Annotated in this window: 15 protein-coding genes and 1 pseudogene; 4 read left to right on the top strand and 12 right to left on the bottom strand. The window is 67.7% G+C overall.

Annotated features, from left to right (window positions below; genetic code table 11):
* The first annotated feature begins 74 nt into the window (after positions 1–74).
* Positions 75–1,571 (top strand): arginine-ornithine antiporter, encoded by a 1,497-nt coding sequence (gene arcD / locus VFY73_RS14840; protein ID WP_329720040.1) that lies wholly within the window; start codon positions 75–77, stop codon positions 1,569–1,571.
* The gene (gene arcC / locus VFY73_RS14845; RefSeq protein WP_329720042.1) at positions 1,568–2,533 is read left to right on the top strand and encodes a carbamate kinase; all 966 of its coding nucleotides are present in this window, start codon (positions 1,568–1,570) and stop codon (positions 2,531–2,533) included. The genes arcD and arcC overlap by 4 nt, the downstream gene beginning before the upstream one ends.
* On the opposite strand, the gene VFY73_RS14850 is transcribed toward arcC, so the two are convergent.
* From VFY73_RS14850 to VFY73_RS14865, 4 genes are all read right to left on the bottom strand, one after another.
* Positions 2,518–4,437: a PAS domain S-box protein gene (locus VFY73_RS14850; protein ID WP_329720044.1), complete on the bottom strand. Its 1,920-nt coding sequence runs from the start codon at positions 4,435–4,437 to the stop codon at positions 2,518–2,520. The two genes, arcC and VFY73_RS14850, sit on opposite strands and share 16 nt — an antisense overlap.
* 15 nt (positions 4,438–4,452) lie before the next feature.
* On the bottom strand, positions 4,453–6,135 hold the full coding sequence (locus VFY73_RS14855; RefSeq protein ID WP_329720045.1) for a sensor histidine kinase: 1,683 nt from the start codon (positions 6,133–6,135) through the stop codon (positions 4,453–4,455).
* Positions 6,136–6,172: 37 nt separating this feature from the next.
* Positions 6,173–7,159 carry an ABC transporter substrate-binding protein gene (locus VFY73_RS14860; protein ID WP_329720047.1) on the bottom strand — a complete coding sequence of 329 codons (987 nt, stop codon included), beginning with the start codon at positions 7,157–7,159 and terminating at the stop codon, positions 6,173–6,175.
* A gap of 231 nt (positions 7,160–7,390) precedes the next feature.
* On the bottom strand, positions 7,391–7,786 hold the full coding sequence (locus tag VFY73_RS14865; protein WP_329720049.1) for a RidA family protein: 396 nt from the start codon (positions 7,784–7,786) through the stop codon (positions 7,391–7,393).
* 54 nt (positions 7,787–7,840) lie between these two features.
* Between VFY73_RS14865 and VFY73_RS14870 the strand changes: the two genes are divergently transcribed.
* Positions 7,841–8,893 (top strand): helix-turn-helix transcriptional regulator, encoded by a 1,053-nt coding sequence (locus tag VFY73_RS14870; protein WP_329720051.1) that lies wholly within the window; start codon positions 7,841–7,843, stop codon positions 8,891–8,893.
* 22 nt (positions 8,894–8,915) lie between these two features.
* Here VFY73_RS14870 and VFY73_RS14875 read toward each other — a convergent pair.
* The 7 genes and pseudogenes from VFY73_RS14875 to VFY73_RS14905 form a co-directional block, all read right to left on the bottom strand.
* Positions 8,916–9,236, bottom strand: a pseudogene (locus VFY73_RS14875) (arginine deiminase family protein); the annotation flags it as partial.
* A gap of 144 nt (positions 9,237–9,380) precedes the next feature.
* On the bottom strand, positions 9,381–10,070 hold the full coding sequence (locus VFY73_RS14880) for a Crp/Fnr family transcriptional regulator (protein WP_329720053.1): 690 nt from the start codon (positions 10,068–10,070) through the stop codon (positions 9,381–9,383).
* A gap of 5 nt (positions 10,071–10,075) precedes the next feature.
* The gene (locus VFY73_RS14885) at positions 10,076–10,681 is read right to left on the bottom strand and encodes a hypothetical protein (protein ID WP_329720055.1); all 606 of its coding nucleotides are present in this window, start codon (positions 10,679–10,681) and stop codon (positions 10,076–10,078) included.
* Positions 10,682–10,773: 92 nt separating this feature from the next.
* Entirely contained in the window at positions 10,774–11,280 is a 507-nt protein-coding gene (locus tag VFY73_RS14890; RefSeq protein WP_329720057.1) for a hypothetical protein, read from the bottom strand.
* Positions 11,281–11,437: 157 nt separating this feature from the next.
* A complete protein-coding gene (locus tag VFY73_RS14895) occupies positions 11,438–11,884 on the bottom strand; it encodes a DUF2703 domain-containing protein (RefSeq protein ID WP_329720058.1) in 447 nt (148 codons plus the stop codon).
* A gap of 40 nt (positions 11,885–11,924) precedes the next feature.
* Positions 11,925–12,575 carry a DUF6064 family protein gene (locus VFY73_RS14900; RefSeq protein ID WP_329720060.1) on the bottom strand — a complete coding sequence of 217 codons (651 nt, stop codon included), beginning with the start codon at positions 12,573–12,575 and terminating at the stop codon, positions 11,925–11,927.
* A 74-nt stretch (positions 12,576–12,649) separates the two neighbouring features.
* On the bottom strand, positions 12,650–13,375 hold the full coding sequence (locus VFY73_RS14905; protein ID WP_329720062.1) for an ABC transporter ATP-binding protein: 726 nt from the start codon (positions 13,373–13,375) through the stop codon (positions 12,650–12,652).
* On the opposite strand from VFY73_RS14905, the gene VFY73_RS14910 reads away from it, so the two are divergent.
* Positions 13,374–13,610 (top strand): hypothetical protein, encoded by a 237-nt coding sequence (locus VFY73_RS14910; RefSeq protein WP_329720064.1) that lies wholly within the window; start codon positions 13,374–13,376, stop codon positions 13,608–13,610. The two genes, VFY73_RS14905 and VFY73_RS14910, sit on opposite strands and share 2 nt — an antisense overlap.
* 59 nt (positions 13,611–13,669) lie before the next feature.
* Here the strand turns inward: VFY73_RS14910 and VFY73_RS14915 are convergent.
* A partial coding sequence (locus VFY73_RS14915) for a hypothetical protein (RefSeq protein ID WP_414654463.1) occupies positions 13,670–13,881 on the bottom strand: 212 nt, incomplete at its 5' end.

The raw sequence follows: 13,881 nt of genomic DNA on the forward strand, positions 1-13,881 counted from the left end.
GCGCAAGTCCGGCGGCGAAACCGGGCGCTACCTTGCGCCCACGCGCCGCACCGCGGCCATGACAGGAGACACAGATGAGCCTCATGAACCCGTCCTGGCGGGCCGCTCCAGGCCGCCAGGTGGCCCGCGATGCTGCGCCGGCAACGGCCACGTCCACGGCCAAACGCCCGCTTCGCCTGGCTGCCCTGTCGGCGCTGGTGATCGGCTCGATGATCGGCAGCGGCATCTTCAGCCTGCCGCAGAACATGGCCTCAGGGGCCGGCGCAGGCGCCATCATGCTGGGCTGGTTGATCACCGGTGCCGGCATGCTGGCGCTGGCCTTCGTCTACCAGACGCTCGCCACACGACAGCCGGCGCTGGACAACGGCGTCTACGCCTACGCCCGTGCCAGCGGCGGCGACCTGGTCGGCTTCAGCTCGGCGTGGGGCTACTGGATCAGCGCGTGGATCGGCAACGCCGGCTACCTGGTAATTTTCTTTTCCGCGCTGGCCACCTTCTTCCCGCAGTTCGGCGAAGGCAACAACGTGCTGGCCATCACCTGCGCTTCGGCGATGCTGTGGGCCCTGCATGGCCTCACGCTGGCCGGGGTGCGCAGCGCTGCGTTTGCCAACATGCTGACGACGCTGGCCAAGCTGGTGCCGCTGGTGTTGTTCGTCGGGTTGGTGGTGGCCGCGTTCCAGGTCGACACGTTCACCACCGGCATCTGGGGCGCGCCGGAGCTCGGCTCGGTGTTCGACCAGGTCAAGAACACGATGCTGATCACCGTGTGGGTGTTCATCGGCATCGAGGGCGCCAGCGTCTACTCGGCGCGTGCGGCGAACCGGGCCGATGTCGGCCGCGCCACGCTGATCGGGTTCGGCGTGGTGCTGGTGCTGTTGATGGCGGTGTCGCTGCTGTCGCTGGGCATCATGGGCCAGGCCGATCTGGCCGGGCTGAAGAACCCGTCGATGGCGGGGGTGCTCGAGAAGGCCGCTGGCCCGTGGGGCGCCAAGCTGGTCAGCATCGGCCTGCTGGTGTCGGTGGGTGGAGCCTTGCTCGCGTGGATCCTGCTGGCCGCCGAGACGCTGTTCACGCCGGCCCGCGAGCGCCTGATGCCGCGCGCGCTGGCACATGAGAACCGCCATGCGTCGCCGGCCGCGGCGCTGTGGGTCACCAACGGCTTGACGCAGGCTTTTCTGCTGCTGACGCTGTGGTCGAACGCGACGTACCTCGCACTGATCCTGCTGGCCACGTCGATGATCCTCGTGCCTTACCTGTTCACCGGGCTGCACGCGCTGCGCTCGGCTTGGCTGGGCACCGGCTACCGCGGCGAGACCCGTGGCCGCACGCGTGACCTGCTGATCGCCGCCTTCGCGAGCGTGTACTGCATCTGGCTGCTCTACGCGGCCGGGCCGAAGTACCTGCTGCTCAGCGCCTTGTTGTATGCACCGGGCTTGGCCGTCTTCGCCTGGGCTCGGCGCGAACAGGGCCAGCGCATCTTCAGATCGGGCGAATGGGGCGTCGCCACGGTGCTGGTGGCGGCAGCTGGTGTCGCGGTCTATATGTTGTCGACCGGCAGCCTGAAGCTGTGACCCCCGCCGCGAACGAGACCGAAGCCCCCTTGCTCGTCGTTGCGCTCGGGGGCAACGCCCTGCTGCGCCGCGGCGAGCCGCTGGAGGCGGCGGCGCAGTTGCGCAACATCCGCCATGCGGCGCAGCAGATCGCCCTGTTGGCCCACCGCTTTCGGCTGGTCGTGGCCCATGGCAACGGGCCGCAGGTGGGGCTGCTCGCGCTGCAGAACGAGGCCTACCACGACGTGCGGCCGTACCCGCTCGACGTGCTGGGGGCGCAGACCGAAGGAATGATCGGCTACCTGCTGGAGCAGGAGATCGCCAACTGCCTGTCGCCCGGACGCAGCGTGGCGACGCTGCTGACCCGCGTCGAGGTCGATCGGGCCGACCCTGCCTTCAGCCACCCGAGCAAACCGATCGGGCCGGTGTATGACCTGGCCACGGGGCACTCGCTCGCCGCCGAACGCGGCTGGCGAATGATGGCCGACGGCGCTGGCCTGCGTCGCGCCGTGCCATCGCCCAAGCCACGCCAGATCATCGGGCTGCGCTCGGTGCGTGCGCTGCTGGCGCATGGCACCGTGGTCGTCTGCGCCGGTGGCGGTGGCATTCCGGTCGCGGCCACCGGCCATGGCAACGAGAAGCAGGGCGTCGAAGCGGTGATCGACAAGGACCTGGCCGCCGGCCTGCTCGCACGGCAGTTGGAGGCCGACATGCTGCTGATCGTCACCGACGTGCCGGCGGTCTGCCTGAACTGGGGCACGCCCTCGCAGCGCGAGATCCGCAGCGCGTCGCCCGATGCGTTGCAGGGCCTGTCCTTCGCGGCCGGCTCGATCGGCCCGAAGGTCGAGGCCGCCTGCGATTTCGCGCGGGAGACGTCCCAGCCCGCGGTGATTGGATCGCTCGACGACATCGAGCGCCTGGTCGACCGCGGGGCGGGCACGTGGGTCAGCGTGGCGTCGACAGGGATTCAACTGGCGGCTTGATGGCTCGCCGGGCCGGCTGACGCGAACTCCAGGCACACCGATGTGCCTTCCCCGACGTGGCTGGTCACGCTCAAGGTTCCGCCCATCTGCTCCATCAGGCTGCGCGCGATCACCATGCCCAGGCCGGTACCCGGGATGGTCGATCGCTCCTTGCCAAGCCGGTCGAACGGTTGAAACAGACGCTCCATCGCCTGAGGCGAGATGCCCACCCCGGTGTCGTCGACATACAGGCGCACCCGCCCCGGCACCGAAACATCACTGCGCCATAGCAACCTGCCACCGGGCTTGTTGTACTTGATCGCGTTCGAGCCGATGTTGAGCAAGACCTGACGCAAGCGGGCTTCATCCGCCATCACGGTCAGGCCGGGTACCAGCTCGCGCTCCATGCGCACCTGGTATTGGCTCGCCAGCGGCGACAGAAAGTCTTCCGTCATGGCCACGTTGACCTCGAGCGGCACCGGCGCGACATCGAGCTTCAGCGAGTCTGCGGAGACCCGCTGCAGATCCAGCACGTCATCCACGAGCATCAGCAGATGCTGCCCTGCCTGCAGGATGTGGTCGGTGTACGCGGCCGCGCTGGCGCTTTCGCCGGCACCCTTGAGTTTCATCAGCTGAGCGAACCCGAGCACCGCATTCAACGGCGTGCGCAGTTCATGGCTCATGCGCGCGAGAAACTCATTCTTCGCGCGATTCGCCGCCTCGGCGACCTGTGCCTTCATGCGCTGCGCCGTCAGCTCGGCCAGGTGCTCGGCGGCCTTGATCTGGGCCGTGAGGTCGTGCACCTGGTAGAGGTAGCAGAGCGGGTCTTCACCCTCTCGGAGCACCGACACGCTCACGAGCGTGCAGACCGGTCGTTCTGCGCCGCGCGGCAGGTAGCGCTTCTCGAACTGCACCATGCCGACGCCGCCCGCGAGCAGCTCGTTCAGGCGGGTCTGCTCGCGTTCGTTGTCGTCCGGATGGGTCACGTCGCGCTGCAGGCAGCCCTTGAAGCGGGTCGCGTCGCCGTTCAGCAGCCGGCATAGTGCCTCATTGACCTGGATGAAGTAGCCGTCCAGCGACACGAGTGCCATCCCCAGCGGCGCATGGTCGAACGCGCTACGAAAGCGCTGCTCGCTGGCGCGCAGCCGATCCTCGTGCCGCAAGCGCTCCGTCACGTCGCGCAGCACGACGGCGGCACCCAGGCGCTGACCGTTGTCGTCATCGATGGGCGCGGCCGATTCGTCGACGGGCACTTCGTGGCCATCGCGCGCATACAGGCGACGGGCGTGCGCGACACCGATCACCCGGTCCTCGTCCAGCGCGCGCTCTGCCGAGGTACGAAGATCGGCCTCGCCCGAGAACCGAAGCAGGTCGCCAATGGGATGCCCGGTGGCTTCGTTCAGGGTCCACCCTGTCAATGACTCGGCCGTGGGGTTCATGAAACGCACCCGTCCGGCGGTGTCGGCGATCAGCACGCCATCTTGGACACACCGCAACGTCGAGGTGAACCAACGCTCCGATTCGCGCAGCCGCCGCTCCATGCGCGACTTGTACAGCGCGACTTCGATGGCGGCCCGCAGCTCCCTGAACTCGAAGGGTTTCGTGAGATAGCCATAGGGCCCCGTTTCCGCGGCTCGCTGCACGGTCTGCGAGTCGCTGAACGACGTGAGGAAGATGACCGGAGCCTTCAGCTCTTGCGCCATCACGGATGCGGCCTCGATGCCGTCTATCTGCCCCTTCAGCCGGACGTCCATCAGCGTCAAATCCGGCGTGGCCGCGCGGGCCAGCGCCAACGCCTGTTCGCCAGATTCGGCAATGCCGACGATGGCATAGCCCAGTTCTTCGAGCTGCGTCTTGAGGTCGAGCGCGACCACTGCTTCGTCTTCGACGATCAGGATTCGCGCAGGCGGTTGTTTTGGGCTCATGGCAAACGTCTCCATTCAAAGATGCGGCACGACAAGCCAGGCCACCGTGCCCGGGCCGGATTGAAAGCTGAGCTCGCCGCCGAGCTGCCGGGCGAGGCTGGAAGCCAGTTGCAGACCCATCGAGGGCGTCTGTGCGGGATCGAATCCGGGCGGTAGCCCGACGCCGTCGTCGGCCACCGAGACCTTCGTGCCCGCCGGGACTGCCGCGAACGACACCGCGATGGTGCCTGGCCGTCCGCCGGGAAACCCGTGTTTGAAACTGTTGCTGATCAGCTCGGTCAACAGCAGGCCGAGCGGTATCGCGGTGTCCATGCCGACCTCGATGTCCGGCGCCTCGACGGTCACACGGACCTCACCCGGCGGCTTCTCGGTGCCCTGGGTCAACTGGCGGGCCAGGGCGCGAACATAGTCGCCCAAAGGCACTGCGCTCAAGTTGGAGGATCGGTAGAGGTGCTCGTGCACCAGCGCCATGGAACGTACGCGCTGCGCCATCTCCTGGAGCGCGGCGCGGGCGCTGTCGTCTCGTACTTTGCGGCCCTGGAGGCTGAGCAGGCTCTGCACCACCTGAAGGTTGTTCTTGACGCGGTGGTAGACCTCCTTCAACAAGGTGTTCTTTTCTTCCAGCGCGACCGCGAGGGCCTGCTCGCTGTTCACCCGCTCGGTCACGTCCGTCACCAGCACGAAGAAGCCTTCGACATGGCCGCTGCGGTTGTCCGGGATGTAGGCCGCCTGGCTGTGGCGCAACACGCCGTCGGGCCCCGGGATGCTGCGCGCAAAGTCCTGCCGTTGACCCGCCAGGGCCGCCTCGATGAAGGGCCTGTTCTTCTGATACAGATCGGGCCCGAGCAGTTCATCGATCCTGTGTCCGTGAATCTCCTCGGGAGACTTGCCGAACCAGCGTCTGTAGTCGGCATTGGCGAATCGGTTGCGAAGATCGCAATCCCAGTAGCCGATCATGGCCGGAATGTTGTCGGTCACCAGCCGCAGCAGGGCTTCGCTCGAACGCAGGGCGATGTTGCGCTGTTCGAGTTGGGCCGTCATCTCGTCGAAGCGTCGGGCCAATTCGCCCAGTTCATCCTGGGCGGTGCTGTCGGTCCGCACGGAGAGCTGACCGGCCGCCACCGCATCCATCGAGCGGCGCATCTGCGCCAACGGGCGCAACACCCGCTTGGCCAGCTGCCGGCCCGACAGCCCGAACACCAGCGCGAGCAACGCCGGCAACAAGACCGCCAGCGTCATCAAACGGGTCTCGGTGGCATCGCGGCGCTGCGTGAACGCCCGCTCGCGCTCGTAGGCACGCTCGGCGATGGCCTCGGCCTCGGTGAGCAGCCGATCGACGAGCAGTTCTCTGCGCCTGGCTTGAAGGGGAGACGCGTCGTCCGAGTCCGCCAGGTTCGTGAGTTCGGCAAAGAGCTCCGGCAGTGCCTTGATCTCGTCGCTTGGCGGAGGGCTCGTCTCGCTGTCTTGCTTCGTTTCGCCTGCAAGACTGAGCAGGCGATAGCGCGCCTGCCATTGCTGCTTCGCGCGCGGCTCGCCGTGCAGCAGGTAGTCCTGCGTCAGGACCAACAGTCCTGTCACTTCGCGGGCGACCATCACGGCCCGTTCCTGCTGCAGCGCCACCTGCCGGGCCTCCCACGCCGACCAGGCGAGCGTCGCCAGGGCACCGCTGCCCACGACGACGGCGATGCCGATCAGCAAGGTGAACTGTGAGCGCAGCCGCATCGTCCTGCACTGTTCAGCGGACCACACTGACTGCGCCGGCCCGCACTCGAGCGAGCGGATCCGGGCGGACATAGTCCAGGAAGTTGGGCACCGTTCCGGTGACATGCCCTTGCCGAATGGCCCAGCGGGCCTGCCCCTCCAGCCCCGTGATCAATGATTGGCGCAACTCGATGTCGAAGTTGATGTCTCGCCACGTGCGGTCGAATGCTGCGCGATCAAGCCCGAGCCGGGCTTGAAAGATCGTGCGTGCGCGTTCCGGGTTGTCCGCGGCGAATTGAATGGCCCGATCCAATGCGCGGCAAAGCCTCTGGAGATCGGCCTCGCGCTGCCCATCCAGGCTCTTCGCGACCACGATGCTCCATGTGTCCGTGACCAGTCTCCGGCTGGGCAGCACCAGGGCCTGCGAGCCCAACGCATCGATCACGTCGAACGTGAACGGCTCGAACACGGCCACGGCGTCTGTTTCGCCCGACGCCAGCGATTGTGGTGCGCCCCCCGGCTGGATGGGAACGATCGTCACACTCGACGGATCGACGCCCGCCGCCAGCAGGCTCAACTCCAGGAAGTAGTGTGCCGACGTGCCTTGGAAGGTGCCGACACGCTTGTTCCGGAGGTCGGCGACCGTGGCGATGCCGAGGCTGCGTCGCGTGACGATCCTGTTGAAGGTCTGGGTGTTTGCAATGGTGGCGAGAATCGAGAACTTCGCACCGCGCAGGCTGGCGAAAACGATCGGCGAAGCGGCCGTCGTCGCGAGCTGGGCCTTGCCGTCGAGCAGGCGCTCGAGGCATTGGCGCCCGATCTCGCAGTCCACGATCTTGAGGTCGAGCTTCTCGGCTTTGAAGTACCCCTCGGCCTCGGCCACGTAGACGGGCAGGCTGAGCGGAACTTTGGCGACGGCAAAGACAAGACCGGCAGATGCCCAGACGGGGGCGGCCCACAACAGCAGAGCCGCAAGTGCCGTGTTCCCGATCCAACCTCTGATGGCTGCGAGTATTCGCATGTTGCCCTCCGTGCCGAGTCAGTGTGGCCCTTGATCGTCGTTGCCGGCGCGGCGGGAAGGTTTGATATCCGTCAATCTTTGCCGGCAGACGAGGCTGGCGTTCACACCGCCGACGTCGAGACCGTTGGCCATCGCGTGGACGATCGGCAAGCGGCGCAGCCCACTCTGCGCGATGCCCAAGCCCTCGGCGAGGGCGTGCGGCCCCCGCCGATCACGAGGGGCGAGGTCGCATCACGCGACGGCGGTGCCCTCCAGCTCGACCATCAGCACGGGGATCGCCAGCCGTGTCACACCGAGCATCGTGATGGCCGGTGCCACCCGTGCGGCGCCCAGCCGCGACGCCAGCACGCCGTAGTGCCGGAACAGAAGATCGACGTCGGTGGTGTAGACGTTCAGCCGGACGAGGTTCGCGAGGGGCATGCCGGCCTCGCCGAGAACCGCCTCCAGGTTGTCGAGGCTCAAGCCCAACTGCGCCGCCATGTCATCGGCATGCTGGGGCTTGCCGTCGGCGCTCATCGCGGTCTGCCCGGAGCAGTACAGGGTCCGGCTGTGCCCGCAGACGATCTCGCCCTGATTGAACCCCATCTCCGCAGACCATGCCCACGGGTTGACCGCCGTTCGTTCCATTGCCACATCAGCTCCTTTCGATTGGTTGAGACACGACGTGCGTCCATCGGCTCGGTGGCCGTCGTCGACGTCGTGCGGAAAGTCTCCCAGCCGATCACGACATCTTCTGTCGTGTACTCCGATAAGATTTTTCGTATGCGCGCAGATCGATTGGTTTCCCTCGTGCTGATGCTGCGCCAGCGCGGCCAGCTGTCCGCGACCACGCTGGCCCGCGAGCTGGAGGTGTCCACCCGCACCGTGCTGCGCGACATCGAGGCGCTGTCCGCGGCTGGCGTGCCGGTCTACGCCGAGCGCGGCCCGCATGGCGGTTTCGCGTTGTTGCCCGGCTTTCGCACTGAGCTCACCGGGCTGACCCATGACGAGGCCCTGGCCTTGCTGGTCGCCGGATCGCGGCGCGGCGCACAGGTCTTCGGCCTCGGGTCGGCGCTCGCTTCGGCGATGCTGAAGGTGGTTGACGCGCTGCCGGAAAGCCATCAGGCCACCGCGGCCGACGTGGCCCAGCGGCTGCTCATCGACCCGCAGACCGACCTCCTGTCACGTCGGCTGGCCGATGAGGACGTGCCAGACCCCATCGTCTCCGCGGTCCTGCGGGCCGTGTTCGCCGGGCGGCGGCTGCGCATCCGCTACGCGGCAGTGGAGCAGACGCCGGCGTGGCGCACGGTCGACCCGATTGGCCTGGTCTCCGTACGCGAGCGGTGCTACTTGCTGGCCACGAGTTCCGGCGCGGACCGCACCTACCGGTTGTCGCGGGTGCTGGCCGCCGAGGAGCTCGCCGAGCCTGCCGAGAGACCCGACCGCGTCGACCTGGAGCGGACGTGGCAGGAACGCAGCACGCGGTTTCGGACCGGCGGCGACCAGGTCACCGTGCTGGTCCGGCTGAACCCGACGCGGCGGGAGGAGCTGGTGGGCACCGCGCTGGCCGTCCTCGCCGAAGACACCGACGCAGACGGCTTGCTGCGGCTGGAGGTGACCTTCCAGGACGCGAAACATGCCGAATGGGCGTTGTGGCAGCTCGCCACGGACGCGGAGGCCCTGGCCCCGCAGTGGTTGCGCTTGTCGATGCGCAGCTGCGCGGCCGCGGTTGCCGCCCGCTACGAAGCGGTCTGAGCCGTCGTCGTTCGCGCCACCGTCAAGCTGACTCCCGCTCGATCGGACAAGACATGCAATGCCCGCCGCCGCGCCCGCGGCCCAGTTCGGCGCTGGGGATGGTGATCACCTCTACGCCGGCCTTGCGAAGCAAGGTGTTCGTGTGGGTGTTGCCGTTGTAGGCGATGACGACGCCTGGGGCGAGCGCCAGGATGCCGTCGACGATCTCGGGGAAGACCGTCACCAGGTCGATGTCGCAGAAGGTCATCACCGTGCCGAGGTGCATCGCGCGGCGTGTGCGTGGCAGCTTGGCGGCGATCACGCGCTCGACCGAGCCGCCGCGGAACAGCGCCTGCGCGAGCCTCGGGCTGCTGATTGCCCGCCAGCCGATGCAAGACATGGGCGGCAGCCTTCGCGTCGAGAGCACGCAGGACGTTGGAACGACCGTGACCCTGGAGTTTGCGACGCCGGGGAGCGAGGGCGTGGTCTGAGCTTGGCCCCGCCTTTGTCAGCGTTGTCCGGTCGCTCGTCGGAGCCGGTTCAGATCCGGCACTGTGATCGTGCGGCCTTGGACCCGCAGCAAGCCCGCTGTCGCCAACTCGCGCAGGATGCGCGAGAAGTGTTCGGGCGTCAGGTTCAGTTGCGAGGCGATCTCTGCCTTGGCCGCCGGCAGCGTGACGACGAGCGGTTCCGTCCGGTCGCGGCCGTGGCGCAGCAGGTAGGCGATGAAGCGCTCGCTGCCGCTGCCCAGCGACTGGCGGTCCAGTTCGCGCACGAGACTCTCGACCCGCTGGCTCAGGCCCGCCATCATGCGCCGCGCGAACTTCGGGTCGCGTTCGATCTCCTCGAACACCGCGGCTTTGGGCAGGTGCAGCAGCAGCGAATCACTGGCGGCCAGGGCATCGACCAGGGCCGCTCGCTCGAGAAACATCACCGGTTCGCCGAAGCTCTGCCCCGGGCCGACGATACCTGTCAGTCGTGAGCCGCGGGCCGGCGTGCTCGCCATCAGCTTGATCTCCCCGTAGACCACCACATACATGCCAGTGGCGGGATCGCCCTTGCGGAACAGCGTCTCGCCGCGCTTGAGCGTGCGTCGCGTCGTGGCCGCTGCCAGGCGGGCCAGCGTCGTGGCGCCGAGCGCCTTGAACAGCGGCACGCCGGCCAAGAAGACTTCGGGCGCGATTTCCCGTCGAGCCATGCTGCTCAGGCCGCCATCTCGATCAACAACGGGTCGTCGGCATGTTCGATCACGATGGCCTGCACCCAGCCTTGCCACGCGTCGGCAAACGCGCGCAGCGCGGCCGCGGAGGCCTGCGGGGCCGACGCGTCGCGCAGCAATTCGCTCAACGCGGGCGGGCGCGGCACGGCCCGCAGCCGGTGCGACAGCTCGACCGATCGGCCGCTGTCCAGCCGGGTGAATCGGATCTCGCCGCTCATCGGCACGCCGAAGCGCAGCAGGTCATTGCGCGCGAAGCGGCCGGCCAGCCCCTTGAAACCACCCCCGTTCGCCGCGCCCGTGACGAGCGCCGTCACGCCGGCGATCACACCGGCCACACCCTCGTCGAGGGCCTGGCGCAACTCGACGCGGATCTGACCGCGCCGCGGCATCTCGCCGGGATACAGGCGTGCCAAGGCGGCACGCGTCATCAGCCAGGCGCCGGCCACCGTGGGGCACGAGTGGCCGGCGAGCTTGACGGCGTCGACGTAGCGGTACTCGATCACGCCACCCTCGGCCGCGCCGAGCGCCTCGGCCAGCGGATCGACCACCACGATCGCCGGCACCGCATCGAAGAAGGCGGGCGTCTTCATCGTTGGCATTGTCACGCTGCCCTCGGCGCGCGTTGGCCCGGCCGCTGCCGTACCAACTGGAAGTGCGGGTTCCATGATGGTCTCTTCGCTGGTCAGTGAAGGTTGCGGATCGGCGGGAAGCCGGGGTCGTCGAAGTGGCTGCCGTACTGGTTGACGGCCTGCGCGATCTTCACGAGGCCGAGCGCCGGACGGTCCTTGGCGTCCTTGCCGGACATCGTGTCGGTGCCCGCACCGATGTCGGCAATCACCAGGTGCAGCATCGCGTCGGCCTTCGGTTCGAGCTTGCAGTTGGCGACGATGCCGCCGACCTCGGTCTCCACCTGCGTGGCCAACTCGCGATATTGCGCAGGCGTGAGCTTGCCGGCATGGGCCGCACCAAGCTGCGGTTCGACCAGGTTGCGGATGCGGCCCATGCCGGCGCGCAACGGCTTGTCGGTGGCCCACTTGTGGCCCTGGTTCAAGGTCAGCTTGTGCGGCGCGGCGCCGCCGTGGTCGTGCGTGGCTGTCTGTGCCTGGGCCGGCGCGCCAAGCGCAGCGGCCATCGCGGCGGTTGCGACGACGGTGGTCAACAGGTTCCAGTTCGGGGTCTTCATGTGCATGTCCTTCTGCTTCACGGCCGGCGCCCATCGCCTTCCTGCCTGCTCAGATGGGGCCGAAAGACAAAGCGTTCGGTCGACCGTTCGCTTTCTTAGGAAACATCAAGAACGGGACGCCGGTCGCACGCGCAGCCGTGCCGCGGCCGCCGATCCCGGGCCATCACTTGCCAGGACATGTGCCGCAGCCGCATGAGGCGGACTCGGGCTGTGTCATTGCCGAAGGCGCCAGGAGTTGGGACGCTGCCACCAAGCCCGCCTTGATGATCAGCTCCGCAGGGATCGTCTCGTACGCGGCCCCATCAAGCTCCAAGGTCCTGCAGTCCGAGTCCCCGCACACTGAGCAGCAGCGACTCATCCCGGCCGTGGCGCCGATCCACTGTTCCATGGGCCGACCCGCGAGGAAGATCCGATTCGACTCCGATGGCTCGGCCTTGAACGTTCGCTCGTCGATGGTCTCCATCTTGAGGACTGGCTGAATCCCGAGTGGCCCAAGAGCGATCTCGAGTTTGCCCACGGCGGCCTGGAGCTGCAGCCATGTCGACCCGCAGCGCTCGCAGGTGTTTCCATCCTTCACCAAGCGCTTCCAGACGATGGGCAGTTGTCTCATTTCCTTCTCCCGTGATTGCAGGATGCTGACCACTCAAGTCTCAAGCCTGCAGTCGAGCTCTTGTGCGCTTACCCGTGGGCCAGAGCAGCAGGACGCACAGACCGCTGGCCAGTAGCAACCAGTCCTGTGGCATGTCGAGCAGGAACGCCGCACTGCCCCCGATGAGCGACCAGGCGCCCGGGATGACGAGCAGCCTGCGAGGCACCTGCCCGCTGGCCAGAATCAGCACGCCAATGGTGAAGATGGTCAGCGGGCATGGGGTGATGCCGAACATCGGCATCGCAGGGTACCGATGGCCGAGCGCGAGACCGAGCAACGGATAGATGAACGCCGAATAGCCGACCAGGCCCCAGCCAAGCCAGCTTCGCAGGCCGCCGATCGGCGCGGACGCGACCCGGCCGTGAATGAACCCCGCTTCAATGAACAGCACCCCCTGGGCGACGTACAGTGCGGCAAAGCCCCACGCGGTCGTGTTGATCGCCGAGAAGAACATTGCGTGATACATGAGGCCGGTCCACAACCACATCGCGGCCAAGACGCCGCTCACGACGCGGGCCGACATCGGGCCTCGGTTGACCACCGCCAAGATCGCCACTGAGCCGAGCGCATAGGCGACATACTGGGCGGGCCATACCGCTTCGGTGTACGCGGCGAAGACCGCGAGGAATTGGTCGCGGGTGAATGGCAACATGACCTTCGCAGCCCGGATAGCGCAATGCGCGGAGTCTGGGTCCTTGAGCTTGAGCGGCGTTGATGCAGCTCAACTCACGTTCTGGCAAGCTGGGTGTGGGTCGGTGCGCGGCGTGCTTCGATCCACCTGCGCCAGCCGCCCGTCCTCGAGGTGATAGACGGTGTCGAGCCCTCGATCATGCGGTGGTCGTGGGTGACCGCGATCACCGCCGAGCGGCGCTCGCGGGCGATCTTGCGCAGCATGCCCATCACTTTGGTGTCACGCTCGGTGTCCAGCGCGGCCGTCGGCTCATCGGCCTGGATCAGCGACGGCTCGTTGGCCAGCGCGCGGGCAATGGCGACGCGCTGCGGCTCGCCGCCCGACAGCTTCGCCGGCAGCGAGCCGGCGCGGTGGCCGATCTCGAGGTAGCCGAGCGCGCTTGCGGCGCGGCGCGCCGACTCGCGCCGATCCACGCCATTGAGCTGCAGCATCAGCGAGACGTTTTCCAGCGCCGTCAGGAACGGAATCAGGTTGTGCTGCTGGAAGATGAAGCCGATCTGGCTGCGCCGGAACGCGCGCACGTCGACCCGCGTCGGCCTGCCGTCGTACAGCACCTGCCCGTCGATCACGATGCGCCCGGTGGTCGGTGGCTGGATCAGGCTGATGGCCAGCAACAGCGTGCTCTTGCCGGAGCCGCTCGGGCCGAGCAGCGCCACCAGTTCGCCGGCGTCGACGCTCAGGCTGGTCGGCTTGAGCGCCTGCACCGCCTGCTCGCCGTGACCGAAGGTCTGGGAGACGCCGTGGATCTCGACGACGGGCATGTCAACCTCCCAGCGCCAGCTGCGCCAGCTGCGCCAGCTGCGCCAGCTGCGCCAGCTGCGCCGGCGTGCGCAGGGCGTGCCACACCGCTATCAGGCTGGCGAGTACGCCGCCGAGCAGTATTACGGCGAAGGTGACGGCCGCTTCCTGGGCGACGAAAGCCAGCGTGCGCGGGAAACCCGGGGCGATCTGGTCGCGCAGCATGTGACGATGGTCGCCAGGAACTTGCCCAGGTGACGGCGGATGTCCTTCAGCGCGAGTTCCATGATGAGTCCGGATCCTGGCCGCAGCGCGACTCAGGGCGCAAGGCCGGAGGTGGGCCGCACGCGCTGGTTCGCCTTCACGCCTTCGGCCACGGCCACGACGGACTCGCCGCCCTTCAGGCCCACTCGAATCAGGACGCTCCGGGTGTCGGCACCGGCGGGCTCCACCGGCTGGAAGCGCGTGCGTCCGCCATCGATGACGAACGGGCCTGTGCGGCCGCCACGATCTCGGGTCTGCGCCGCCA

The sequence above is a fragment of the Ideonella sp. genome (assembly GCF_036277275.1).
Taxonomy (GTDB): Bacteria; Pseudomonadota; Gammaproteobacteria; order Burkholderiales; family Burkholderiaceae_C; genus Ideonella.

Bases quoted from the DNA above. Each gene is read 5' to 3' on its own strand.
- arcD (WP_329720040.1), top strand. From the start codon at position 75: ATGAGCCTCATGAACCCGTCCTGGCGGGCCGCTCCAGGCCGCCAGGTG.
- VFY73_RS14850 (WP_329720044.1), bottom strand. From the start codon at position 4,437: ATGAGCCCAAAACAACCGCCTGCGCGAATCCTGATCGTCGAAGACGAA.
- VFY73_RS14860 (WP_329720047.1), bottom strand. From the start codon at position 7,159: ATGCGAATACTCGCAGCCATCAGAGGTTGGATCGGGAACACGGCACTT.
- VFY73_RS14865 (WP_329720049.1), bottom strand. From the start codon at position 7,786: ATGGAACGAACGGCGGTCAACCCGTGGGCATGGTCTGCGGAGATGGGG.
- VFY73_RS14880 (WP_329720053.1), bottom strand. From the start codon at position 10,070: ATGGCTCGACGGGAAATCGCGCCCGAAGTCTTCTTGGCCGGCGTGCCG.
- VFY73_RS14885 (WP_329720055.1), bottom strand. From the start codon at position 10,681: ATGAAGACGCCCGCCTTCTTCGATGCGGTGCCGGCGATCGTGGTGGTC.
- VFY73_RS14890 (WP_329720057.1), bottom strand. From the start codon at position 11,280: ATGCACATGAAGACCCCGAACTGGAACCTGTTGACCACCGTCGTCGCA.
- VFY73_RS14895 (WP_329720058.1), bottom strand. From the start codon at position 11,884: ATGAGACAACTGCCCATCGTCTGGAAGCGCTTGGTGAAGGATGGAAAC.
- VFY73_RS14900 (WP_329720060.1), bottom strand. From the start codon at position 12,575: ATGTTGCCATTCACCCGCGACCAATTCCTCGCGGTCTTCGCCGCGTAC.
- VFY73_RS14910 (WP_329720064.1), top strand. From the start codon at position 13,374: ATGTCAACCTCCCAGCGCCAGCTGCGCCAGCTGCGCCAGCTGCGCCAG.
- VFY73_RS14905 (WP_329720062.1), bottom strand. From the start codon at position 13,375: ATGCCCGTCGTCGAGATCCACGGCGTCTCCCAGACCTTCGGTCACGGC.